Source organism: Propioniciclava sp. (assembly GCF_036744435.1).
GTDB lineage: Bacteria > Actinomycetota > Actinomycetes > Propionibacteriales > Propionibacteriaceae > Propioniciclava.
In genome coordinates, this window is record NZ_DAIOIA010000033.1 from 1 (window position 1) to 21,044 (window position 21,044).

19 protein-coding genes are annotated in these 21,044 nt (G+C 70.2%); 10 read left to right on the forward strand and 9 right to left on the reverse strand.

Going from position 1 to position 21,044, the window contains the following annotated elements:
- Positions 1–149 precede the first annotated feature (149 nt).
- Together V7E09_RS06145 and V7E09_RS06150 are read right to left on the reverse strand one after the other, a co-directional pair.
- Positions 150–1,481 (reverse strand): DUF4921 family protein, encoded by a 1,332-nt coding sequence (locus tag V7E09_RS06145; protein WP_324510808.1) that lies wholly within the window; start codon positions 1,479–1,481, stop codon positions 150–152.
- 126 nt (positions 1,482–1,607) lie between these two features.
- Complete coding sequence (locus V7E09_RS06150; protein WP_324510807.1) at positions 1,608–2,393, reverse strand: HAD family hydrolase; 786 nt, start codon at positions 2,391–2,393, stop codon at positions 1,608–1,610.
- Positions 2,394–2,527: 134 nt separating this feature from the next.
- Between V7E09_RS06150 and V7E09_RS06155 the strand changes: the two genes are divergently transcribed.
- From V7E09_RS06155 to V7E09_RS06180, 6 genes are all read left to right on the forward strand, one after another.
- Complete coding sequence (locus V7E09_RS06155; RefSeq protein ID WP_324510806.1) at positions 2,528–3,649, forward strand: magnesium transporter CorA family protein; 1,122 nt, start codon at positions 2,528–2,530, stop codon at positions 3,647–3,649.
- 164 nt (positions 3,650–3,813) lie between these two features.
- A complete protein-coding gene (locus V7E09_RS06160) occupies positions 3,814–5,658 on the forward strand; it encodes an alkaline phosphatase (RefSeq protein ID WP_324510805.1) in 1,845 nt (614 codons plus the stop codon).
- A 119-nt stretch (positions 5,659–5,777) separates the two neighbouring features.
- Positions 5,778–6,761 (forward strand): COG1470 family protein, encoded by a 984-nt coding sequence (locus tag V7E09_RS06165; RefSeq protein ID WP_324523163.1) that lies wholly within the window; start codon positions 5,778–5,780, stop codon positions 6,759–6,761.
- Positions 6,762–6,953: 192 nt separating this feature from the next.
- Positions 6,954–8,252, forward strand: coding sequence for an ABC transporter substrate-binding protein (locus tag V7E09_RS06170; protein WP_324510803.1), 1,299 nt, complete (start codon positions 6,954–6,956; stop codon positions 8,250–8,252).
- Positions 8,253–8,336: 84 nt separating this feature from the next.
- Entirely contained in the window at positions 8,337–9,227 is an 891-nt protein-coding gene (locus tag V7E09_RS06175; RefSeq protein ID WP_324510802.1) for a carbohydrate ABC transporter permease, read from the forward strand.
- Positions 9,228–9,231: 4 nt separating this feature from the next.
- Positions 9,232–10,125 (forward strand): carbohydrate ABC transporter permease, encoded by an 894-nt coding sequence (locus tag V7E09_RS06180; protein ID WP_324510801.1) that lies wholly within the window; start codon positions 9,232–9,234, stop codon positions 10,123–10,125.
- Positions 10,126–10,200: 75 nt separating this feature from the next.
- Here the strand turns inward: V7E09_RS06180 and V7E09_RS06185 are convergent, their stop codons facing one another.
- Positions 10,201–10,827 carry a hypothetical protein gene (locus tag V7E09_RS06185; protein WP_324510800.1) on the reverse strand — a complete coding sequence of 209 codons (627 nt, stop codon included), beginning with the start codon at positions 10,825–10,827 and terminating at the stop codon, positions 10,201–10,203.
- A 32-nt stretch (positions 10,828–10,859) separates the two neighbouring features.
- A complete protein-coding gene (locus V7E09_RS06190) occupies positions 10,860–11,786 on the reverse strand; it encodes an aminoglycoside phosphotransferase family protein (RefSeq protein ID WP_324510799.1) in 927 nt (308 codons plus the stop codon).
- A 37-nt stretch (positions 11,787–11,823) separates the two neighbouring features.
- Between V7E09_RS06190 and V7E09_RS06195 the strand changes: the two genes are divergently transcribed.
- On the forward strand, positions 11,824–12,504 hold the full coding sequence (locus V7E09_RS06195) for a DUF1707 SHOCT-like domain-containing protein (protein WP_324510798.1): 681 nt from the start codon (positions 11,824–11,826) through the stop codon (positions 12,502–12,504).
- A 15-nt stretch (positions 12,505–12,519) separates the two neighbouring features.
- On the opposite strand, the gene serS is transcribed toward V7E09_RS06195, so the two are convergent.
- Positions 12,520–13,800: a serine--tRNA ligase gene (gene serS / locus V7E09_RS06200; RefSeq protein ID WP_324523164.1), complete on the reverse strand. Its 1,281-nt coding sequence runs from the start codon at positions 13,798–13,800 to the stop codon at positions 12,520–12,522.
- Between the two features lie 159 nt (positions 13,801–13,959).
- On the opposite strand from serS, the gene V7E09_RS06205 reads away from it, so the two are divergent.
- Together V7E09_RS06205 and V7E09_RS06210 are read left to right on the forward strand one after the other, a co-directional pair.
- Positions 13,960–15,516: a diacylglycerol kinase family protein gene (locus tag V7E09_RS06205; RefSeq protein ID WP_324510796.1), complete on the forward strand. Its 1,557-nt coding sequence runs from the start codon at positions 13,960–13,962 to the stop codon at positions 15,514–15,516.
- 102 nt (positions 15,517–15,618) lie between these two features.
- Positions 15,619–16,320, forward strand: a complete 702-nt coding sequence (locus V7E09_RS06210; protein WP_324510810.1) for an MgtC/SapB family protein — start codon at positions 15,619–15,621, stop codon at positions 16,318–16,320.
- A gap of 85 nt (positions 16,321–16,405) precedes the next feature.
- On the opposite strand, the gene ctlX is transcribed toward V7E09_RS06210, so the two are convergent.
- Positions 16,406–17,329, reverse strand: a complete 924-nt coding sequence (gene ctlX, locus V7E09_RS06215; RefSeq protein WP_324510795.1) for a citrulline utilization hydrolase CtlX — start codon at positions 17,327–17,329, stop codon at positions 16,406–16,408.
- Positions 17,326–18,360 carry an ornithine cyclodeaminase gene (locus V7E09_RS06220; protein WP_324510794.1) on the reverse strand — a complete coding sequence of 345 codons (1,035 nt, stop codon included), beginning with the start codon at positions 18,358–18,360 and terminating at the stop codon, positions 17,326–17,328. The genes ctlX and V7E09_RS06220 overlap by 4 nt, the downstream gene beginning before the upstream one ends.
- 121 nt (positions 18,361–18,481) lie before the next feature.
- Between V7E09_RS06220 and V7E09_RS06225 the strand changes: the two genes are divergently transcribed.
- Entirely contained in the window at positions 18,482–18,904 is a 423-nt protein-coding gene (locus V7E09_RS06225; RefSeq protein ID WP_324510793.1) for an Lrp/AsnC family transcriptional regulator, read from the forward strand.
- Between the two features lie 27 nt (positions 18,905–18,931).
- Here the strand turns inward: V7E09_RS06225 and pheA are convergent, their stop codons facing one another.
- Positions 18,932–19,846, reverse strand: coding sequence for a prephenate dehydratase (pheA, locus tag V7E09_RS06230; RefSeq protein WP_324510792.1), 915 nt, complete (start codon positions 19,844–19,846; stop codon positions 18,932–18,934).
- Positions 19,847–19,871: 25 nt separating this feature from the next.
- Positions 19,872–21,044 (reverse strand): hypothetical protein (locus tag V7E09_RS06235; RefSeq protein ID WP_324523165.1); only part of this gene is annotated, 1,173 nt, incomplete at its 5' end.

Genomic DNA, 21,044 nt, shown 5'->3' on the forward strand with positions numbered 1-21,044 from the left:
GCCCCCGCCGAGGACTGAGCCTCATAGCGCCGAGGACTGAGGCTCCGGCCGCCGAGGACTGAGGTTGCGGCCGCCGAGGACTGCGACCCTGCGCGTCGAGGACTCGCGCGCCCCGGTCGGGACGCCCGGAGCGCCGGACGCCGCCGGAGTCAGCGACCGGACGCGTACCGCAACGCGTTGGGGCGGCAGGGAGCCTCGAAGGCGATCTTGAGGTCGGGGGCGACCCTTCCCTGGTTCCGCAGCGCGAACAGCCGCTCGACGACCCGGTCGCGCAGGCTCTGCGGCGTGAGGGTGTTGAGGTAGATCTTGGTGGCCCCTTCGAACCCGGCGAGCGTGGAGATCCGCCACTTCAGCATCACCCGCCACGGCATCGGCGCCTCGACGTCGAGGGGCCGGTAGTGCCACTCCTCGTTGCTCGGGATGTCGGCTCCGGTCGCCGCGTGCATCGCGTGGATCAGGTCGCTCATGGCGTCCCGCTCGTCGCGGGTGTGCTCCCACGGGAACGAGTGCTCGGACTTGGAGAACACTTCGATGGTCGGGTAGCGGTGCCCGAACCCGGCGAATGCAAGCGCATGGTCGTTCTCAGCGATCATCAGGTTCCGGTAGGACGCATAGTTGCTGGCCACCTCGTTGAACAGGTTCGGGTTGATCCGCAGCTTCGCCAGCGTCGCCTCGTTCTGGACGCCCCGCTCGTCGATGGCGACGAGTTGCTTGTGGAGATGGTCGAAGGACGCCCCGGCGGGTTTGAGCCAGTTCTGGAAGACGGTGACGTAGCGGGCGTACCGGTTGAGGTCGTAGAGCCCTTCGACCGCCTCGAGGGTGGCGTCGAGGAAGAGGCGGTGGTCGGCGACGCTCAGCGTCCCCGAGCCTGCGAGCTGGCTGTCATCGGTGGCACCCGGGACGTAGTGCCGCCGCGCGATGATCAGGTCGTGTCCCCCGCCGAAGAAGCCGGACGCCGCGTCGATCCGCTCCTCCTCACTGAGGGCGGCGATCTGGGACGCCGAGCGTCCGGCGGCCCGCAGCTTGGCGTCGATCACCCGCAGGACGTGGGCGCGTCCTTGGGCAGAGGCGAGGTAGGCGCGGCGCCGTTCGGCGACCCGGACGGGCAGCGTGTAGCCGTAGTTGGCGTGCCAGTACTCGTAACTGAGGATCTCGAACAGGTTGGGCACGCGGCGGAACTCCGCGACGGTGTCGAACATCTGGGCCGCCGGGACGCCGTACAGGGTCTCGTGGCCGTGGTCGGTCGCGACGATGCGCGATTTCTCCGGCGGTGTCTCGTCGTAGCGATCCTCGCAGAACGCGCACGTGGCGCCCACGGCGTCCGAGTCGAGCGGCCGCGGGTCGGGATGCGCCAGGCCGAGGGGCCGGTTGCCACGCCCGGGGACGGTCCACACCTCGGTGCCGGTGAACGGGTTGAGCTGTTTCAGCGTCCCGTCGGCCAGTGCGGTGAGGTACTCGGGCTCGCGGGCGTACTGCTGCATGCACCTAGCCTGCCCCGTCGCGGACGTGCCCGGGGGGACGCTGGGCGAAGACGTCACCGTCGGCACCACCCGGCGAGCGAGGCACCCGGCCCCGCCTGCTCGGGTCGCCGTCCGCGCGCATCGCCCTCAGGAGAACCAGCGGTCCAGTTCGGCGATCAGTCCGCCCTCGGTGACGGACCCGGTGACGGCGTCCGCGGCGGCGATCACCTCGGCGGGCGAGTTGCCCATGGCGACGCCGCGGCCCGCCCACTGCAGCATCTCGATGTCGTTGCGGCCATCGCCCAGGGCGAGGACGTCTGCGGCGTCGATGCCCGCGCGGGCCGTCACCCGAGCGAGCCCGTGGGCCTTGTCGACGCCTTGGGGGGCGATGTCGAGCCAGGCGGTGTAGCCGATCGAGTAGCTGACGCCTTCGAGGCCGAGCCGGGAGGCCAGCTCGATGAACTCCTGCTCGCTGGAGTTCGGGTCGCGCACGATGATGCGGGTGACGTGCTTGCTGGTCATTTCCTCGATGCTCACGACCTCGATGTCGCCGTGGAGTTCCCCCTCGGGGAACGGCGCGCTCACCTGGTAGCCCGACCCGATCATCTCGACGCCCAGCCGCGCGTCCGGCACCTCGGCGTGGATCAGGTCGATCACCGGACGCGGGTCGAACGTGAGCAGGTCCACCACCTCGAACGGCGGGTAGCGGACGGTGACGGCCCCGTTGGAGCACACGTGCTCGGCGGTCAGGGGCGGAAGCTGGTCGATGACGGTCAGCGCGGAGGCCCAACTCCGCCCGGTCGACAAGATCACCGGGACCCCCGCCTCCAGGACGCGGGCCACGGCCGCGTAGACGCGCGGGACAACGATGTTGCTCTCATCGACGAGCGTGCCGTCGACGTCGAGCGCGACGAGCTTGGGACGGAAGGTCATGGTCACCACCGTATTCACTCCGAACGACCGAAGCCGAACCGGTCTCGGGCGGCCGGGTGCCGCGGTGCGGGGCCACGCGGCTGCGCAGCGGTGTGACGCCTTGTCCGCCCGGGCGGCTGAGCGATGATAGGGCCATGAACCCGGACGTCACCCCGAGCGACCCGCCGTCTCCCGACACCCCTGCCGGGCAACCGCCGACGTCCTCCGAGCAGCCGTCCCCGACCCGTCGTTCGGAGAGCGCCGCGGCGTCCGCTGTCCCCGCCCACGAACCGTTCCCGGCCTGCATGCGCGCGGCCCGGGTGTGGCGCGACGGGCACGTGCTGCGAGACCGGATCACCGTGGATGAGATCGGGCCGCTCGTGCACGATCCGGACGTGCTGGTGTGGGTGGATCTGGTGGCGCCCACCGAGGACGAGCTCACCTCGCTGGCGCGGCGGCTGTCGCTGCCCGCCACGGCCGTCGAGGACGCGCTGGGCCCCAAGGAACGACCCAAACTGGCCCGCCACGACACCCACTTGTGCGTCACCGTGTACGCCGTCATGCCGGAGCTGTCCACCCCGCAGCACTTGGAGATGACCCGCATCTCCGCCTGGGTGATCCCCTCAGCGCTGATCACCATCCGGCTGAACGACCACTTCGACATGGACGCGGTCGTCCATCGCTGGGAGGAGGACCCCGACCTGCTGAAGGCGGGCTCCGGGGCGCTCGTCCACGGCCTCCTGGACGCGGTCGTCGACGACCAGTTCGAGTGGATCGAAGCCCTGGATGACCGCATGGAGGATCTGGCCGGGGAACTGTTCGAGCAGCGGCACGCCAGCGCCGCGTTCGCGAAGACCATCTTCGATGTCCGGCGTGAACTGGTGACCCTGCGCCGGATCGTGCTGCCGATGCGCGAGGTGGTCGCCGGGCTGGTGCGCGACCCGAGCATGGCGACCCCCGCGCTGCGGCCCTGGTTCGACGACCTGTTCGACCATGTGCTGCGCGCCGCGGAGTGGACCGAGTCGCTGCGTGACCTGGTGGGGTCGGCGTTCGAGACGAACCTGGCCCTCAACGACGAGCGGCTCAACACCATCATGAAGAAGCTGGCCGGGTGGGCGGCGATCATCGCCGTGCCGACGGCGATCACCGGCTGGTTCGGACAGAACGTCCCCTATCCCGGGTTCAGCCAGCCGCTTGGTCTGTGGCTGTCGATCGGGCTGATCGTGGGCTGCGCCGGGGCGTTGTACGTCGTGTTCAAGGCCCGCGACTGGTTGTGACCGACGCGGAGCCACCCCCGCGGTGTCCCTGACCGCCGCCGGGGCACGGCCGCGCTGACTGTTCATGCAGAGTTGGGCAACCCGTCCTTTCCCCCTCACGTGCGCTCGTTACGTTGCGAGAGCGCCGATACGGCGGCGCACCCCCACCCTGAGGGAAGGAAAACATGTCCACGACAGCACGCAGGCTGATCGCCGTGACGGCGGCTACGGGCTTGGCGTTCGGCATCGCGACCCCGGTCCTGGCCGAGGCGACCCCTACTACCCCCAAGAACGTCATCGTGATGATCTCCGATGGCGCCGGCTACAACCAGTTCGACGCCGCGAGCCTGTACGAGTCCGGCACCTCCTACCGGCAGGTCGCGGTCGATCCCAGCACGGGCGCGATCACGCTCAGCGCGGCCACCCCCACGCAGGTCTACGAGCAGTTCCCCGTCCAGGTGGCCCAGAGCCACTACTCGGCCAGCGGCCGGGCGGGTTACACCCCCGAGGCGGCGTGGGGTGCGTTCGACTGGGTCGCCAGCGGGGCGACCGATTCGGCGGCAGCCGCGACGGCGCTGGGCACCGGCGTCAAGACGAACAACGGCACCATCGGCATCGACCCGGCGGGCGACAAGCTCCTGACCGTCGGCGAGCAGGCGATGGCCGTCGGCAAGAAGGTCGGGCTGGTCACGTCCGTGCCGTTCAACCACGCCACCCCGGCCGGGTTCATCGCGCACAACGCGGACCGCAACGACTATCACGGCCTGGCCACCGAAATGATCGACAGCGGCATCGACGTGGTGATCGGCGCCGGTCACCCGAACTACACCGACGCGAACACCTCGCGGGCCTCCCACTTCGGTGCGGGCTCGTGGATCTCACAGCCCGACTTCGCGCGGCTCAGCGGCGGACAGACCCCGTTCACCTACGTGGACAGCAAGGCGCAGTTCGAGCAGATCGCGGCGGGGAACAACGTCCCTGACAAGCTGTTCGGCCTGGCGCGAGTCGCCGAGACCTTCCAGTACAACCGCCCGGGCCTGAGCAACAACGCGGTGCTGCCGTTCACCGACCGGGCGAACGCCGACGTGCCGTCGCTGGAGACCTCGACCGACGCGGCGCTGAACGTCCTCGCCAGCGACCAGGACGGATTCTTCTTGATGGTGGAGGGCGGCGCCGTCGACTGGGCCGGTCACGCCAACCAGACCACCCGTTTGGTAGAGGAGCAGCTTGACTTCAACGCGTCGGTCGAGGCCGTCACCGCGTGGGTCGAGCAGAACAGCAACTGGAACGAGACCCTGGTCATCGTCACCGCCGACCACGAGACCGGCTACCTCGCCGGCCCGGGCGCCGACGCGCAGACCGGGTGGACGGCGCTGACCGGCACCCAGGGCCAGCTGCCGAACGTGTCGTGGCATTCGGGCGGGCACACCAACGCCCTGGTCCCGTTCTTCGCGAAGGGCGCCGGCTCCGATCAGCTCGCCGCCCGCGCCGACAAGTGGGACGCCGTGCGTGGGGCCTACCTGGACAACACCGCCGTCGGCGAGATCGTGTTCGACCTGCTGGGTCACGCGGCTGCCTCCGGGGAGAACGCGGTCGGCGTCGAGGCATCGGTGACGTCGGGTGATCGCAGCGGCGCCCTGTCGCTGTCGGTCGCCGCGTCCGATCGGGTCGTGTTCGAGAACGCCGCCGCGGCTCTGCCGCAAGCCACGGTCACGGACAGCCGCTCCGAGGTGCAGTCCCAGGGCAAGGGCTGGACGGTGTCCGGTTCGGCGACCGAGTTCGTCGCCGGTAACCGCACGTTCGGCGCTGAGGCGCTGACCTGGACGCCGCGGGTCGTCTCCTCCCAGGGCGGCGCCGCGGCGGGCGGGGTCGCGACCCTGCAGGCCCCGGCGACGCTGGCGGACTCCGATCGCGTGACCCGCGTCGGCACCTCCGTCCTGGACGCCTCCCTGGCGCTGTCGGTGCCCGAGGACGCGAAGGCCGGCCGGTACGGCAGCGACCTCACCTTGACGCTGTTCGCCAAGGACTGAGCGCTGACAAGGGGCGGCGGCCCCACGCCGCCGCCCCTTGTTCCGTTCCCCTGCAGGTCTTCCGCACCGCTACTTCCCTCCCCCCGGGCACGCCTTGCCCCTCCCCGAAAGGCCGCCTCATGACCGCTTCACCCCCCTCCCGCACCCACGGACGGCCACGCCGCTGGTGGGTCGTTCTCGCGGCCGCGCTGTCAATGGCGCTGCTCGCCCCCGCCACCGCCGTCGCCGCCGACGTCGCCTGGTCGGTGGCCCCGTCCACCGGGGGCGCCCCGGATTCCCGCATCTCGCTGCGGCACGTCACCGACCCCGGCGCCTCCGTCGACGACGAGATCATCGTCACGAACCTCGGCTCGCAGCCTGCCGAATACCTGGTCGCCGCGGGTGACGGCGTGGTCGGTGCCGACGGCGCCTTCGACATCGCCGCCGGGGAACCCACCCGCGCCGGGCGCTGGATCACCGTCGGAGGCACCGATGCCGGGCGCCTGACCCTGAACGCAGGCGAGGCGCGGGCCCTCCCGGTGCGCATCGACGTCCCCGCCGACGCCGTACCCGGCGATCACCCTGCGGGGATCGTCGTCGGCGTGAGCGATGGGAGCGACGGCGTCACCGTGACCCACCGCATGGGCGTGCGGCTCCATCTCCAGGTCGCGGGCGAGATCGCCGCACAGGTGCGGGCCACCCACGTGGAGGCATCCTTCACGCCGTCCTGGATCCCGTTCGCGCCTGGCGTCCTGCACGTGAGCTACGACGTGGAGAACACCGGCAATGTGCGCCTGGGCGATGCCGCCGAGGTTGCGGTGGCTGGTCCCTTCGGCGTCGCGCCAGCGTCGGCTACCGCAGCGGCGGGCGAACTGCTGCCCGGGGACGTGGCGCGCCGCACCGTCGCGGTGGAGGCGTGGCCGATGGCGGTGCTGTGGGGAACGGTAACGGTCACCCCCACCGCGATCGGCGAAGATCAGCTCACCGCCGCGGCAGCGCAGTCCGCCGGGTTTCTGGCGGCGGCGGTCTCGTGGACCGGCCTGGTCGCTCTGGTAGCGATCGGGGGCCTTGTGGTGTGGGTGTGGCGGCGCCGCGTCGGACGCGTCGACCCCGTCGACGCCTGAGCGGATCCCCGCCCGTTCCACTGCGGCGGGCGGGCCACTCGGCATCAGTTCCATAACAAGGCTCGCCTCACCCGACCCCCACGAGCGTATGATCACCGCTGGCAAGGCGATGGACAAAGCGGTCCACCGGTCGTCGATGTGGACGATCGTCGATGTGGACGACATGCCGATTCACAAAGGGGGACGGATCTCATGCTCATCAAGAGGCGATCTCTGCTCGTCGGAGCCGCGGTGCTGGCCGCAGCGGCCGGGTGTAGCAGCGGCGGCACGACGGCATCATCATCGGCCACCTCGTCCGCGGCCGCAGGCGGTGCGGGCGGCGACGTCGGCATCTTCACCTGGTGGGCGGACGGCTCGGAGAAGGAGGGCTTGGACGCGCTGGTCGCCCTGTTCAAGACGAAGTACCCGAACAACACCTTCGTCAACCTCGCCGTCGCGGGCGGCAGCGGCTCCAACGCGAAGGCGAAGCTGGCTTCCGACCTGGCCAACAAGAACCCACCGGACTCCTTCCAGGGGCATGCGGGCGCCGAGCTGACCGACTACATCGACAACGAGCAGATCGAGCCGGTGGACGACATCATGAAGGCGCTCGGCGGTTCCTCGGTGTACCCGCAGACGCTGCTCGACCTCATCACGGTCGGCGGCCACGTGTACGGCGTCCCGTGTGACATCCACCGCGCCAACATGGTCTGGACGAACTCCGATCTGCTCTCCAAGGCGGGCATCTCGGCCGCCCCGGCGACGGTGTCGGCGTGGATCGCCGACCTGGAGAAGGTGAAGGCCAGCGGCGTCTCGACCCCCCTGGGCATCGGCGGCACCTGGACGCAGACCGAACTGTTCGAGTCGGTGCTGGCCGCGAACCTCGGCTCGACGGCCTACACGGCGCTGTTCTCCAAGGGCGGGGCCTGGGACGCGGCGGGCGTCAAGCAGTCCATCACCGACTACGCGACGATCCTCAGCTACGCCAACACGGCCTCCGACGGCGACGACTGGCCTGCGGCGACCGTGATGGTTGCCGAGGGCAAGGCCGCCTACAACCTGATGGGCGACTGGGCGCTGGCCGAGTTCACCAGCAAGGGCCTCACGTGGGGCAAGGAGTACTCCTCCTTCCCGCTGACCGGGAACGGCGAGCAGTTGTTCGGCTTCCTCGCCGACGCGTTCACCCTGCCGGTGGGCGCCAAGAATGCCGGAGGCGCGGAGGATTGGCTGAGCCTGGTCGGCGGTGCCGAGGGCCAGCTCGCCTTCAACCTGAAGAAGGGGTCGATCCCGCCGCGGACCGACGTGCCGAGCGCGTCGTTTGGGGAGTACCAGCAGAAGACGATGGAGTCCTTCAAGACGGACAAGATCGTCCCGTCGATCGCGCACGGTGCCGCCGTCTCCCTGGCGTGGAGCTCGGAGATCAACACCGCCATGAGCGCCTTCTACCAGAGCCGGAACGCGGACACCCTCCAGGCGGCCCTCGTCGCGGCCCACGCGAAGTACGCCGCGTAGCAGGCTGGCGGCACCCGGGGCGGGCCGGATCGCAGACGTGATCGGCCCGCCCCGGGCGCCCTGTCGTTTCCAGAAAGGACCCTGATGACAGGCCTCAGGCGGTGGGGGGCGGGACTGGTGTTCCTCCTGCCCTCGATTCTCCTCGTAGGGATCTTTGTCTACGGCTTCATCGGCAGGAACATCTTCACCTCCTTCGAACAGGTGGTGACCAAGTCGGGCAAGGTCCGTGCCCCCGGGGGGCTGGAGAACTACGCCACGCTGATCGGCGACCCGCGCTACCAGCACGCCTTGTGGAACCTGCTCGTGCTCACCGTCGTGTTCGTCGTGGGGACGATGTTCTTCGGGTTGCTGTGGGCGGTTCTGCTGGAGCGCTCCGTCAAGGGCGAGGGGGTGTTCCGCTCGATCTTCCTGTTCCCGATGGCGGTCTCCTTCGTCGCCGCGGGCGTCGTGTGGCGCTGGCTGCTGTCTCCGGCCACCGGCGAGAACGCGGTGGGACTCAATCAGCTGTTCCAGTACATGGGGATGCCGTGGCTGCAGTCCTCGTGGTGGTCGGCCGGCCAATTCAACATGGCTGCCATGGCCATCCCGGCGATCTGGCAACTGTCGGGCTACGTGATGGCCCTGTTCCTCTCGGGTTTCCGGGGGATCTCCCTCGACCAGCGGGAGGCCGCCCGGGTCGATGGCGCCACCGAGTGGAAGCTGTACCGCCACGTCCTGTTCCCGCAGCTCTCCCCCGTGGCGCTCAGCGCCTTGATCATCGTGGGGCACATGTCGATGAAGATGTTCGACCTGATCTACTCGATCGCGGGCCCGAACTCCTACACCGCGGAAGTGCCCGCGACCCTGATGTGGGCGCAGATGTTCCAGCTCAGCGACACGACCGGGGCCGCCGTCAACGCCACGCTCCTGCTCGCGATCGTCGCGGTGGTCGTGGTGCCCTACCTGGTCTACACGAACCGCAGCGAGAAGAGGTAGCGCCGTGAGTGTCGAAAGTGCCGTGAGCGCCGAGGCCGCCGTCCCGCTGCGGCGTCCCCGTCGGACGCGTGGCCAGCGCGCCTGGTCGAGCCTGCAGATCCTGTTGCTGGTCGTCTTCGCCGTGATGATCCTGACGCCGCTGTACCTGCTGCTGGTGACCAGCTTCAAGGACCCCTCCAGCTTCAATCAGGCGACCGCCTGGTTCCTGCCGCAGGACTGGTCGGTGGACGGCTGGGTGAAGGCGTGGGATCGGCTGGCGCCCGCGGTCGCCCGGTCGCTGCTGCTGGCGACGATCGCGTCCGTGGTGTCTTCGCTGCTGGGTTCGCTGAACGGCTATGTGTTCGCCAAGTGGCCGTTCCCGGGATCGCATGTCGTGTTCGTGCTGTTCCTGTTCGGCATGTTCATCCCGTACCAGGCGATCATGATCCCGCTGCAGGCGTTGATGCTGAGCGTCCAGTCGGCTGCCCCCTGGTTCGAGGGGATCGTCGTGCTGATCCTGGTGCACACCGTGTACGGGATCCCGATCTGCAGTCTGATCTTCCGCAACTACTACGCCACCGCGGTGCCCACCGAGATCATCGAGGCGGCCCGGGTGGACGGTGCCGGCGCGTTCCGGACGTACCTGCGCGTGGTGCTGCCGGTGTCGATCCCCGCCTTCGTCGTGGCGCTGATCTGGCAGTTCACCAGCGCGTGGAACGACTTCCTGTTCGCGCTGTTCCTGACGACGCCGAACAACGGTCCGGTCACGTACGCCCTGCAGGCCCTGGCGGGTGGCCAGAACCCGGACTACCCGTCCATCATGGCGGGCGTCCTGGTCGCGTCCCTGCCCACGCTGATCGTCTACATCGCGCTGGGGAAGTACTTCGTCTCCGGGCTGATGAGCGGGTCGGTCAAGTAGCCCGCAGGGTCGGACCCACGTGCGGCACCCGGAGGAGACCGGGCGTGGTGGCCTCCGGTGCCGCGACGGGGCGGCTCAGAAGGTGAGGACCTCCCAGGTCAGGTCGCGATAGGCGGCGTCGTCGCCCGTCAGCCATCCGTGCAGGGCTGCGCTGATCTGGTCGACGCCGTGCACCACGGCTGCCAGGTGCTGGCTCTCGTCGCCCTCGCGGTATTCGAGGGCGAACGTGTCCCCGTTGTCGGCGTACTGCATGAACCAGAGGTCGCCGCGCTCGGCGACGAGGAAGTCCCCGTTCTGGGTGGCACCCAGGAGGGCGTCGATCAGGCCGGGCGTGAGGGTGGGGAAGCTGCCGAACCGCTGCGTGTGGACGCGTCCCGCCACCGCGGTGCGCGGATCCAGCAGCACGTCGATCTGCGGATCGTAGACGGCGAAGGAGGCGGCGAAGGCGCGCGGGATGACCAGGTCGCGGGCGCGTTGAGCGGCCGGGTAGACGGCCGGGACGAACACGACCTCCCCGCTGGCCTGCAGCGGATGGACCGAGAACAGGGGCTCCTCGGGGGCCGCCAAGGCGGTCAGGTCGGCGGCGAGCGCCGCGGCGGCAGGGGACTGCTGCTCCTTCTCGCCCTCGGCATCCACCCAGGTCAAGGTCTCCAGCAGGTCGGTCACGCGCGCAACGGGGATCAACACCTGGTCGTAGCTCATGCGCTGACGGTACCGACCGCCCACCCAGCAGGCTATTCGGGTAACTCGAGGCCCTGCATGGCCTTGGCGACGGTGACGTTGCGGGTGATCCACTCCTCCGGGTCGCCGAGCCCTCCGCCGGGTGGCGCACCCTCGGCCGCCTGCCAGCCGACGTTGATCATGCAGCGCGTGACGATCCAGTCGCGGGTACGGCGCTCATCCAGGCCCGCGGTGTCCACGATCGTGTAGAACCGCTCGCGGAGCGCCTCCCCGACATCCCCGGACGCCTCCAGGTCCGCCCAGCGGTTCCACATCAGGGGGACGGGCTCCAGGCACGGGTCCGCGTTGAAACCCTTGGGGTCGATCGCAGCCCAGCCGTCGCCGCGGCGCAGCACGTTGAGATAGTGCAGGTCGCCGTGGACGATATGCGTCCCGGGTGCCGCCGCCAGCTCGCCTCCGGCCCGCAGCGCCCACGCCACGAGCCGTGGCGGGGCGGGAGCCCGGCGTCCCAGAGAGGCGAGTTCGGCCAGCCAGCCACGCACCAGGGCGTGCCCGTCCGGCAACTGCGGGACGGCCGGGCGGTGCAGGTCGCGGTACAGGCCCGCGGCGACCTGGGTGGCTTCCTCGGCGTCCCACCAGTCCTGCAGCGGCTCACCGAGCCACTCCAGCAGCAGGACGCCGCGGGGCGGGTCGGCGCGCAGCAGCGTAGCTGCGCCGCGTCCGGCCCACAGCCGCAGGGTCGGGATCTCGCCGGCGTTGTCGTCCTCGACGAAGGAGAACTTGACCGCCCGGCGCACCTCATCGGCGTCCCGGACGGGCACCACCAGGGCCGTCATGCCGGTGCACGGCTCGCCGTCGGGCGTCAGGTGCCATCGCTGCAGCGTCGACTCGATCAGGCCGGGCAGCCCTGCCACCCATCGTTGCCGCGCGTCCCCACCGACAGCGGCCCATCCTGCGGGGATGGTCACCGGTGCACCCATGCCACCATCGTCGCAGGCTCCCGCTACGGTGGTGGCCGTGAGTGGTTCCCCCTTGTCAGGTCCGAACGGTCACCTACGCGTCGGCACGGCGCAACGCGAGCAGGCGCTGGAGGTCCTGCGGAATGCGGCCGCCGACGAGCGGATCAGCTTCGACGAACTGGAGGGACGCGTCCCGCGCGCCCTGCACGCGACCACCCGCGACGATCTGGCAGCGGTCCTGGCCGATCTGCTGCCCACCGAGCGGGTCGAGGAGATCGTGGGCGGGGAACCGCCGCTGGGCGAGGGGCCCGGCTATTCGTGGGAGGACCCGCTCATCCTGGAGAGCGAGCGCTGGACCGAACTCGCCGTCGTCGGCCCCTGGGTGGTGCCGCCGTTCCTGGAGGTGCAGACGTCGATCGGCGGCGTCCGGCTCGACTTCACCCAGGCCACGGCCCGCTCGAAGGTGATCGATGTGGTGCTCATGATCAACGACTGGGGCACGGCGACCATCGTCGTCCCCGAGGGCTGGGGCGTCGACACCGGAGGAACCCAGGGCGAGGTCGGGATGATGGAGGCGCGCGGCGTCCGGACGCGGGCCCGGCCGGGCATGCCGCGGATCATCCTGCGCGGTCGCACCTCGGGTGCGCTGCGCGTCCGGATGCCGACGCCGAGCGACGAACGCCGGGCGGCCCGGCTGATCGCGAAGGGTCGCGCCGGGCTCCCGGAGCTGTCGGCCTAGACACCAGCGGCAGCGTCAGCGCGCGACGACGGGTGTCAGGGACTCCTTGCCCGCCAGGTACGGGCGCAGCGCCGCCGGGATGCGGACCGATCCGTCGGGCTGCTGGTGGTTCTCCAGCAGCAGAACGATCATCCGCGTCATGGCGCACAGGGTGCCGTTCAGCGTGGCGAGAGGACGCGTCCCGTTCTCGTCGCGCAGCCGGACGTCCAGGCGGCGGGCCTGGAACTCGGTGCAGTTCGAGGTCGAGGTGATCTCGCGGTACTTGCCCTGGGTGGGCACCCAGCCCTCGCAGTCGAACTTGCGGGCGGCAGAAGCCCCCAGGTCGCCCGCGGCGACGTCGATGACGCGGAAGGGAATCTCCAAGATGGAGAGGAACTCCTTCTCGAAGCCGAGGAGCTTGGCGTGCATCGCCTCGGCCTCCTCGGGGGCGCAGTAGACGAACATCTCGACCTTGTCGAACCAGTGGACGCGGAAGATGCCCCGGGTGTCCTTGCCGTAGCTGCCCGCCTCGCGCCGGTAGCTGGGCGAGTAGCCGGCGTACATCCGGGGCAGGGTGTCGGCGGGCAGGATCTCGTCGGAGTGGTAGGCGGCCAGCGGCACCTCGGCGGTGCCGACCAGGTACAGGTCGTCGGCCTCGACGCGGTACACGTTCTCGGCGGCCTGCCCGAGGAAGCCGGTGCCCTCCATGGCCCGCGGCTTGACCAGCGCGGGCGGCAGGATGGGCGTGAAGCCCCACTCGAGCGCCTTCGCCATCGCGAGCTGGATGAGCGCCAGCTCCAGCAGGGCGCCCTGCCCGGTCAGGTAGTAGAACCGCGCGCCGGACACCTTCGCGCCGCGCTCCATGTCGATGGCGCCGAGGATCTCCCCGAGTTCGAGGTGATCCTTCGGAGCGAACCCTTCGGCGGCGAAGTCGCGGGGGGTCCCGATCTCTTCCAAGACGACGAAGTCGTCCTCGCCGCCCTCGGGGACGCCGGGGATGACGAGGTTGCCGACCTGGCGGATCAGGTCGTCGAAGGTGACGTTGGCGGCCTCGGCCTCGGCGGCCGCCTGCTTGACTTGGGCGGACAACTCCTTGGTGCGGGCGAGCAGCGCGGCCTTCTCCTCCCCGGACGCCTTCGGGATGCGGGAGCTGAGCGACTTCTGCTCCGCGCGCGCCGTCTCGGCGGACGACATCAGGCTGCGGCGGCGCTCATCGGCGGCGATGAGGTCGTCCACCAGGTCCACGGATTCGCCGCGGATGGCCTGGCTACGGCGGACGGCGTCGGGGTCGGTGCGCAGAATCTTCGGGTCGATCACCCCTCGATCCTATCGCCGCCGCGCTCCCCGCCGAGGACTGAGGCTGCACCCGCCGAGGACTGAGGCTGCACCCGCCCAGGACTGAGGCTGCACCCGCCCAGGACTGAGGCTCCGCCTGCCGAGGACCTCCGGCCCGGTCCGCGTGCGAGAATCACGGCCATGAACAGGAGGATCGGCGTCGCCCCCGCTGCAGCGCTCACCGCAGCGGTGCTCTTCGTCGGCTGGACGTGGCTGACGCTCCACACCGACGCCCTCGCGCGCCTGGACGCCGCATCGCTGGGCCCCGGCGTCGACGTCACCTCCGCGTGGGGCCAGATCCTGGCCGCGTTCGCCCTGGTGTCCTCCCCCTACGTCGTCTACCCCGTGCTCGCCGGGTTCGCCCTCTGGGCGTTCCGCCGACGCCTCAGCCGTCTCGGGTGGGCGATGATCGCGAGCATCGCCGTCGGATCGATCGGCGCCTGGGCGCTCAAGGCGCTGTTCGGACGCCCCCGGCCGCCGGACGCCGCCGCGCTCATCACCGCCGAAGGCTTCTCCTACCCCAGCGGCCACATGACCGCCCCCACCATCGCGGCCGTCATGATCGGCGCCGCCCAGGTCATCACCCGCCGCCGACGCCTCTACGTCGGGCTCACGATGGCGCTGCTCGCCGCGCTGTGGTGGTGCGTGCTGGCCGACCGCATCTGGCTGCGCGCCCACTGGTTCACCGACCTCATCGGCGGTGGGTTCTTCGGCGTCCTCGTCGCTGCGCTGGCGCTGGCGGTGTTCGGCGTCCACGTGAACCGGCTGCTGCCCACCGGCGAGAACGCCGACGCGACGCTGCGGGCCGGAGTCATCTACAACCCGACCAAGATCCAGGACATGGTGACGTTCCGCCGCCAGATCGAGGGCGAATGCGAGCAGCGCGGCTGGGAGTCGCCGCTGTGGCTGGAATCCGACGCCGCGGACGCCGGAGCCGCGGCGTCCCGACGGGCCCGCCGGGCCGAAGTGGACCTGGCCCTGGTGGCCGGCGGGGACGGTACCGTGCGGACCGCCTGCGCGGAACTGGCGGGCTCCGGGATCCGGGTGGGCATCCTGCCCGCGGGCACCGGGAACCTGCTGGCCCGCAACCTGGGCGTCCCGCTCGACATGGCCGAAGCCCTGGACGTCGCCTTCGACGGACGGCCGCGTCCCATCGACCTGATCGAAGTGCGCGCCGACGACCGGGAACCCGAGTACTCCCTCGTCATGGCCGGAATGGGCGCGGACGCCTTGATCATGGCCGAGACGAACGCCGACCTGAAGAAGATCGTCGGCTCGGCCGCCTACGTGATGGCGGCGCTGCAGGCCCTCAACCAGCCCCCGTTCTCGGTGCGGGTGACCGTCGGCGACCACGAGCCGGTGGAGCGTCGGGCGGGCCTGGCGATGGTCGCCAACGTGGGCGCGATCCAGGGGCAGATTCAGATCGCCCCCGACGCCCAACCCGACGACGGACGCCTCGACCTCGTCGTCGCCTCCCCGGAAAAGCCGGCCGACTGGGGCGCGATCACCACCCGCATCCTGGCCCGCGCCAACGACGCCCCCGGCGTCGAGCGGGCGCAGGCGAAGGTAGTCACCTTCGACGTCGACGAGCCGGTCCCCTATCAGATCGACGGCGACCCGATGGGTGAATGCAGCCGCCTGGAGGCATCCAGCCTGGCCCGGGTCCTGGAGGTCATGACGCCCGGACGCCGGCCCTGAGCCCTCGCCTGCGACGCACACACGTCACCGCTTGGTGACGAACCCTTGCCTCCCGCGGGCAACAGCGAGACGGTGGGCGCTTCAGGGGGGAGAACCGTGTTGATGCTCCACTGGGACGCGATGGTCGAGCTCACCGTCGGCGTCGTGCTGTCGATGCTCATCGGATTGGAGCGGGAGTTCCACGGCAAGGCGGCCGGCATCCGGACGTGTGCGCTGGTCGGGCTGGGCTCGACGCTGTTCACCGTGGTGTCGCGCCAGGGGGAATGGCTGCTGCCCGGCATGACCGTCACGAACGTCGATGGCGCCCGGGTGGCGGCGCAGATCGTCTCGGGGATCGGTTTCCTGGGGGCGGGACTGATCTTCGTCCGGCGAGACTCGGTGCGCGGCCTGACCACGGCCGCCAGCATCTGGCTGGTCGCCGCCGTCGGGATGGCTGCCGGGGCAGGGGTGATCGACCTGGCGGTGACCGCGACGATCCTGTACCTGCTCGTCATCATCGGCTTGACCCCGTTGCGTTCCCGGCTCCCGCATTCCTCCTTCACGCACGAACTGGTGTCCATCACGTACGAGGACGGGCACGGCGTCCTGCGGGAGGTCATGAACACCATCGGCAATCATGGTGTCGCCGTCGACCATCTGGATGTCTTGTCGGTGCCCGACCGGGATCCCGGCGTCGCGTTGCAGCGCGTCCGGATCGAGATGCACACCATCGGCGGTTCGCTGACGCAGTTGCTGCGGGAACTGGCAGAGATCCCGCGGGTGCGCGGCGTGGATTCCGCGCGCGGCACCGACGAGGACGGTTGAGCCGACGCCGGTCGGTCTCCACCCTGTCGGGCCACTTGATGGCCGAGGCCAGCCCGCCGACACACGCCGGGCGACGGGGGCGCGCTCAGGCGGGCCGGGGGTCCAGGTGGACGCCCGCGAGCATGCATCGCACCGACCCGCCGGCGAGTTCGATGGGGGCGACGTCGACGGCGACGATGTCGCAGGAGCGCTCGATGACGGCCCGCTGGTCGGCGGTGAGCGACGCGTCCGCGCGCGCGGACAAGGCGAGCACCCGCCGGGCGCCCGAGCCCCGCAGTTCGATCGCGTTACCGGCGACCTCCCCGAGCTGGTGCGCGTCCAGCGCAAGGACGTCCCGCCCGGCTTGTTCCAGTCGCTGGACGACTTCCGCGCGCCGGGAAACATCGACGATGGCCTCGGTGGCGACCAGGGCGAACTCGGTGGCGACGCACATCATGACGTTGGTGTGGTAGATCGGCGTGCCGGACGGGTCGACGGCGTCGAACACCATCGGCTCGTAGCCGAACGTCGTGCAGAACCGCTCCAGCAGCAGCGGATCCGAGCGGCGCGACCGGGCCGTGTAGGCGACGCGGGCCGCGTGATCGAGCACCATCGCGCCGGTGCCTTCCAGGAAGATGCCGTCGGGTTCGAGGCCGGAGTAGTCGACGACCTCCTGGACGCGGTAGACCCGCTTGAGGAAGTCGATGACGTCGGTGCGCCGCTCGCCGCGTCGACTGGCCGCCCGCATCGGGAAGACGGCGACCCTTCCGCCGGCGTGCGTGGAGAACCAGTTGTTGGGGAACACCGAGTCGGGATGCCTGCCGGTCGTGTCTTCGAACACGTGCACCCGCACCCCGACGTCGCGCAGCGCACGGATCAGGCGCGAGGAGGCGTCGTAGGCGGCGCGCGCCACATCGTTGGACGCCTCCTGCTGGAAGGCGTTGTCGTCCCCGGTCTCGGGGTTGGGGCGATAGCGGTGGGGCCGCACCACGACGACCGCGGCGGGCGCCTGGACCGAGTACCCGGTCATCGTGTCGGCACGGGGGCAGGTGCCACCAGCGCGAACAGGTCCTTCGGATCGTCAGGGTCGGCCGTCAGGTCGATAAGCGTGCCCAGGTCGCGTGCCGCGGCGGCGTCGGCGAGCACGTGCAGCATGGAGAAGTCGGCGAGCGCGAACCCGACCGAGTCGAAGACGGTGATCTGCTCCTCCGTCGTCCGGCCGGGAGCTTCCCCGCGGAAGACGCGCCACACCTCGGTGACGGGGAAGTCGGGCGCCTGGTGCTGGATCTCTCCCTCGATGCGCGTCTGCGGCGCGTACTCGACGAACACGTCCCCGCGTTCGAGGATCGCCGGGTCGAGCTCCGTCTTGCCGGGGCAGTCGCCGCCGACCGCGTTCACATGGACTCCGGGCGCGACGTCGACCGAGTCCAGCACCCTGGCATTGCGTTTGTCGGCGGTGCAGGTCGTGATGATGTCGGCGCCCGTCGCGGCGTCGGAGGCAGAGGTGGCCTGGTACAGCTCGAAGCCGAGACCCCGCGCGTGCGCGGAGAAGGTGTCCAGGGCGGCCGGGTCGGTGTCCCAGACGCGCAGCCGGCGGATGCCGAGCAGTTCCCGGAAGGCGAGCGCCTGGAAGGCCGCCTGGCTACCTGTCCCGATCATCGCCATCGTGTCGGAGTCGCTGCGGGCGAGGAGGGCGGCCACGGCGGCCGACACGGCTGCGGTGCGGATCGCGGTCAGGATCGTCATCTCGGAGAGGAGCGTCGGATAGCCGGTGGCGACGTCGGCGAGCACCCCGAAGGCGGTGACCGTCTGGAGTCCGCCGGCGGGATTGAGGGGGTGGCCGTTGACGTACTTGAACGCATAGGTGTCGCCGTCGCTGATCGGCATCAGTTCGATGACGCCGGTGCGGGAGTGGCTGGCGATGCGGGGGGTCTTGTCGAAGGCGTCCCACCGGGAGAAGTCGTCGGCCACGCGGGCGCTCACGATACGCAGGACGCTCGCGATCCCCTCCTCGCGGAGCCATCGGCGAACTGTCGCCACGTCGATCAAGCGCACCACCACGCCACCTCCTCGTTTTCGTTGCTTGTCAGGCTACGAACGACGACTGTCGCATTCAATGAGCAGGAGCTAACAATCTGGGCACTTTCTAGACACTTTGAATATTCGCGTCAATACTTCTGTCATGGATGATCTGGATCGGCGCCTCATCTCCCTGCTGCGGGCCAACGGACGCGAGCCGGTCTCCTCGCTCGCGGAACGGCTCGGGGTGACGCGTACGACGGTGAACGCGCGCCTGCACCGGCTCGGGGAGCAGGGCGTCATCGTCGGGTTCTCCGTCCGCGTGCGCGACCCCGCCGAGGCCGAGGTGGTGCGCGCGATCGCGATGCTGGCCGTGGAGGGGGTGTCGACGCGCGACGTGATCCGCAGTCTGCGGGGCATCCCCGAGATCGCCGCCCTGCACACCACGAACGGGCGCTGGGATCTGGTCGCCGAGGTCAGTTGCGACGGCCTGGGCAGCTTCGACGCCCTGCTGGGCACGATCCGCAGCATCGACGGCATCCGGGACTCCGAGACGAGCCTGCTGCTGAGTTCGGCCACCATCTAGCCGTCTCGCCGGCCCTGACCGGCTCCCTCAGGTCCGGTCGCGGCCGAACACCGCGTCGATCCAGTCCTCGGCGGCCTGGTACTCGGCGGCGGTGAAGCCGCGGGCGATCTTCGGGGTGACGCCATCGGCGCGCGGGTAGGAGCCGAGAAAGGTCACCTGGCGGCACACCCGGTGCAGCCCCTTGAGGGTGCCGCGCATCCGCGGCTCCCCGAGGTGGCCTTCGGCGTCGATGGAGAAGCAGTAGTCGCCGAACGCCTTCTTGGTGGGCCGCGACTCGATCCGGGTCAGGTTGACCCCACGCATCGCGAACTGCTGCAGGATCTCCAGCAGGGCTCCGGACCGGTCCGCGTGCATGTAGGCGACCAGGGTCGTCTTGTCGGCCCCGGTCGGCGCGGGCAGGACGCCGGGTCGGCGCACCATCACGAACCGGGTGACCGCGTCGGGGTTGTCGGCGATCGCATCGGCGATCACGTCCAGGTCGTACAACTCGGCGGCGACCGCCGCGCAGATGGCGGCATCGAATCGCGAATCGGGACGCGCGACCTCTTCGGCGGCCCCGGCCGTGGAACCGCCCTCGGTGACGACCGCGCCCGGGAGGTTGGCCACCACCCAGTCGCGGGTCTGGGCGTGGGCGTGCGGATGCGTCAGGACGGAACGCACGTCCGCCAGGGTGGTGCCGGGGCGCACCCCGAGCACGAACGAGACCGGCAGCAGGATCTCGGAGACGATGACGAGCGGCTCACCGGAGGCGAGGTTGTCCAAGGTGGCGGTGACGCCGCCCTCCACCGAGTTCTCGATCGGGACCAGCCCCGCCTCGATGTCCCCGGCTCGGACGGCCTGCAGTACTGCCTGGACGCTCCCGAACGGGCGTGCCTCGGCGTCGGTGACGGTGCGCAGCGCCTGGTGGGTGAACGTGCCCGCGGGGCCGAAGTATCCGATCACCTGGGCAGTCTAGGGCGGACCGGGTTCACCCCGGGGGCCGACGCCAGTCCCGGACGACGGGGGCAGGCTGCTGCCCGGCATCCGGCGGCGGGCTCTGGAACAGCCGCACGGCCCCGTCCCGCACGAAGGCGATGGTGGGCCACTCCCGCGAGGTCGTCCAGAACCAGTGCACAAGGGCGATCAGGACGTACCACTGGATCGCCGAGCAGAGGACGTCGCGGACGACGAACGCCACCCCGTCGACCATGAGGGTGCTGAATCCCACCGTCCGGCCGGTCACGTAGGCCACCGACAACGCCGCCCCGCGCAGCACCATCAGGCGGTCGAGTCGCGTGGGGAACAGCAGGGCCAGCGGCGCCCACGCAATGAGGTCGTACCAGCTCAGCGTGTAGGGCGAGGTGACGAGCCAAGCGGTGCACAAGATGACGGCCGTCCGCACGGTGATGGTGAGCGGATCCCGCTCGGCCGGAAGCTCCGCGCCCGGGACGGCTGTCCACGGCAGGACGCGGCTCAGCATCCACCCGATGACGACGAGCCCGATCACTCCGACGTAGCCGGTGATGGAGCGGGCGACCGCGTCGGGCATCACCCAGGCGAGCGCCGAACTCAGCCACGGCGCCCACGACCCGGCCGAGATGTAGCCGGTGTTGCGGGAGGCCGCGAACAGCGCCTGCGGGGCGAACAGGCCATAGAGCAGGGCGAGCGGGATCACCGCACCGGCGCACAGCGCGACGACCTTGCGCCAGTCCCGCCGGTACCCCCACACCATCGCCACGCCGTAGAACACCAGCGACACCTTCACGGCGCCCGCCAAGCCGATGAAGATGCCGGTGATGAACGGGCTGCGGCGCACGAACAGGAGGCCCACGATCGCGAACACGAGCGTGAGGGCCTCATTGTGCGCGCCCGCGACCACCGACCAGATGAGCAGCGGGTTCAGCAGCACGAACAGGGTCGCGCGCAGTTGCAGCGCGGCGTCGTCGCGGGCGAGCTTGATCATCACGAGACCCACCACGATGAACGGCAGCACCGACATCATCTGCAGCCAGAACACGACGTCGTGCATCGACTCGCCGCCGAGCATGTTGGCCAGCCACTGGGACGCCGAGGCGATCGGCCCGTACACGCTCGGGGTGTCCTGCCACGGACGCTCGGTCCACACCAGGACGGGGTCGAAGGACTGCCGGAAGATCTCTGC

Excerpts from the sequence above, each read along its gene's own strand:
- V7E09_RS06145 (WP_324510808.1), bottom strand. The coding sequence starts at position 1,481 with ATGCAGCAGTACGCCCGCGAGCCCGAGTACCTCACCGCACTGGCCGAC.
- V7E09_RS06150 (WP_324510807.1), bottom strand. The coding sequence starts at position 2,393 with ATGACCTTCCGTCCCAAGCTCGTCGCGCTCGACGTCGACGGCACGCTC.
- V7E09_RS06155 (WP_324510806.1), top strand. The coding sequence starts at position 2,528 with ATGAACCCGGACGTCACCCCGAGCGACCCGCCGTCTCCCGACACCCCT.
- V7E09_RS06160 (WP_324510805.1), top strand. The coding sequence starts at position 3,814 with ATGTCCACGACAGCACGCAGGCTGATCGCCGTGACGGCGGCTACGGGC.
- V7E09_RS06165 (WP_324523163.1), top strand. The coding sequence starts at position 5,778 with ATGACCGCTTCACCCCCCTCCCGCACCCACGGACGGCCACGCCGCTGG.
- V7E09_RS06170 (WP_324510803.1), top strand. The coding sequence starts at position 6,954 with ATGCTCATCAAGAGGCGATCTCTGCTCGTCGGAGCCGCGGTGCTGGCC.
- V7E09_RS06175 (WP_324510802.1), top strand. The coding sequence starts at position 8,337 with ATGACAGGCCTCAGGCGGTGGGGGGCGGGACTGGTGTTCCTCCTGCCC.
- V7E09_RS06185 (WP_324510800.1), bottom strand. The coding sequence starts at position 10,827 with ATGAGCTACGACCAGGTGTTGATCCCCGTTGCGCGCGTGACCGACCTG.
- V7E09_RS06190 (WP_324510799.1), bottom strand. The coding sequence starts at position 11,786 with ATGGGTGCACCGGTGACCATCCCCGCAGGATGGGCCGCTGTCGGTGGG.
- V7E09_RS06205 (WP_324510796.1), top strand. The coding sequence starts at position 13,960 with ATGAACAGGAGGATCGGCGTCGCCCCCGCTGCAGCGCTCACCGCAGCG.
- V7E09_RS06210 (WP_324510810.1), top strand. The coding sequence starts at position 15,619 with ATGCTCCACTGGGACGCGATGGTCGAGCTCACCGTCGGCGTCGTGCTG.
- ctlX (WP_324510795.1), bottom strand. The coding sequence starts at position 17,329 with ATGACCGGGTACTCGGTCCAGGCGCCCGCCGCGGTCGTCGTGGTGCGG.
- V7E09_RS06225 (WP_324510793.1), top strand. The coding sequence starts at position 18,482 with ATGGATGATCTGGATCGGCGCCTCATCTCCCTGCTGCGGGCCAACGGA.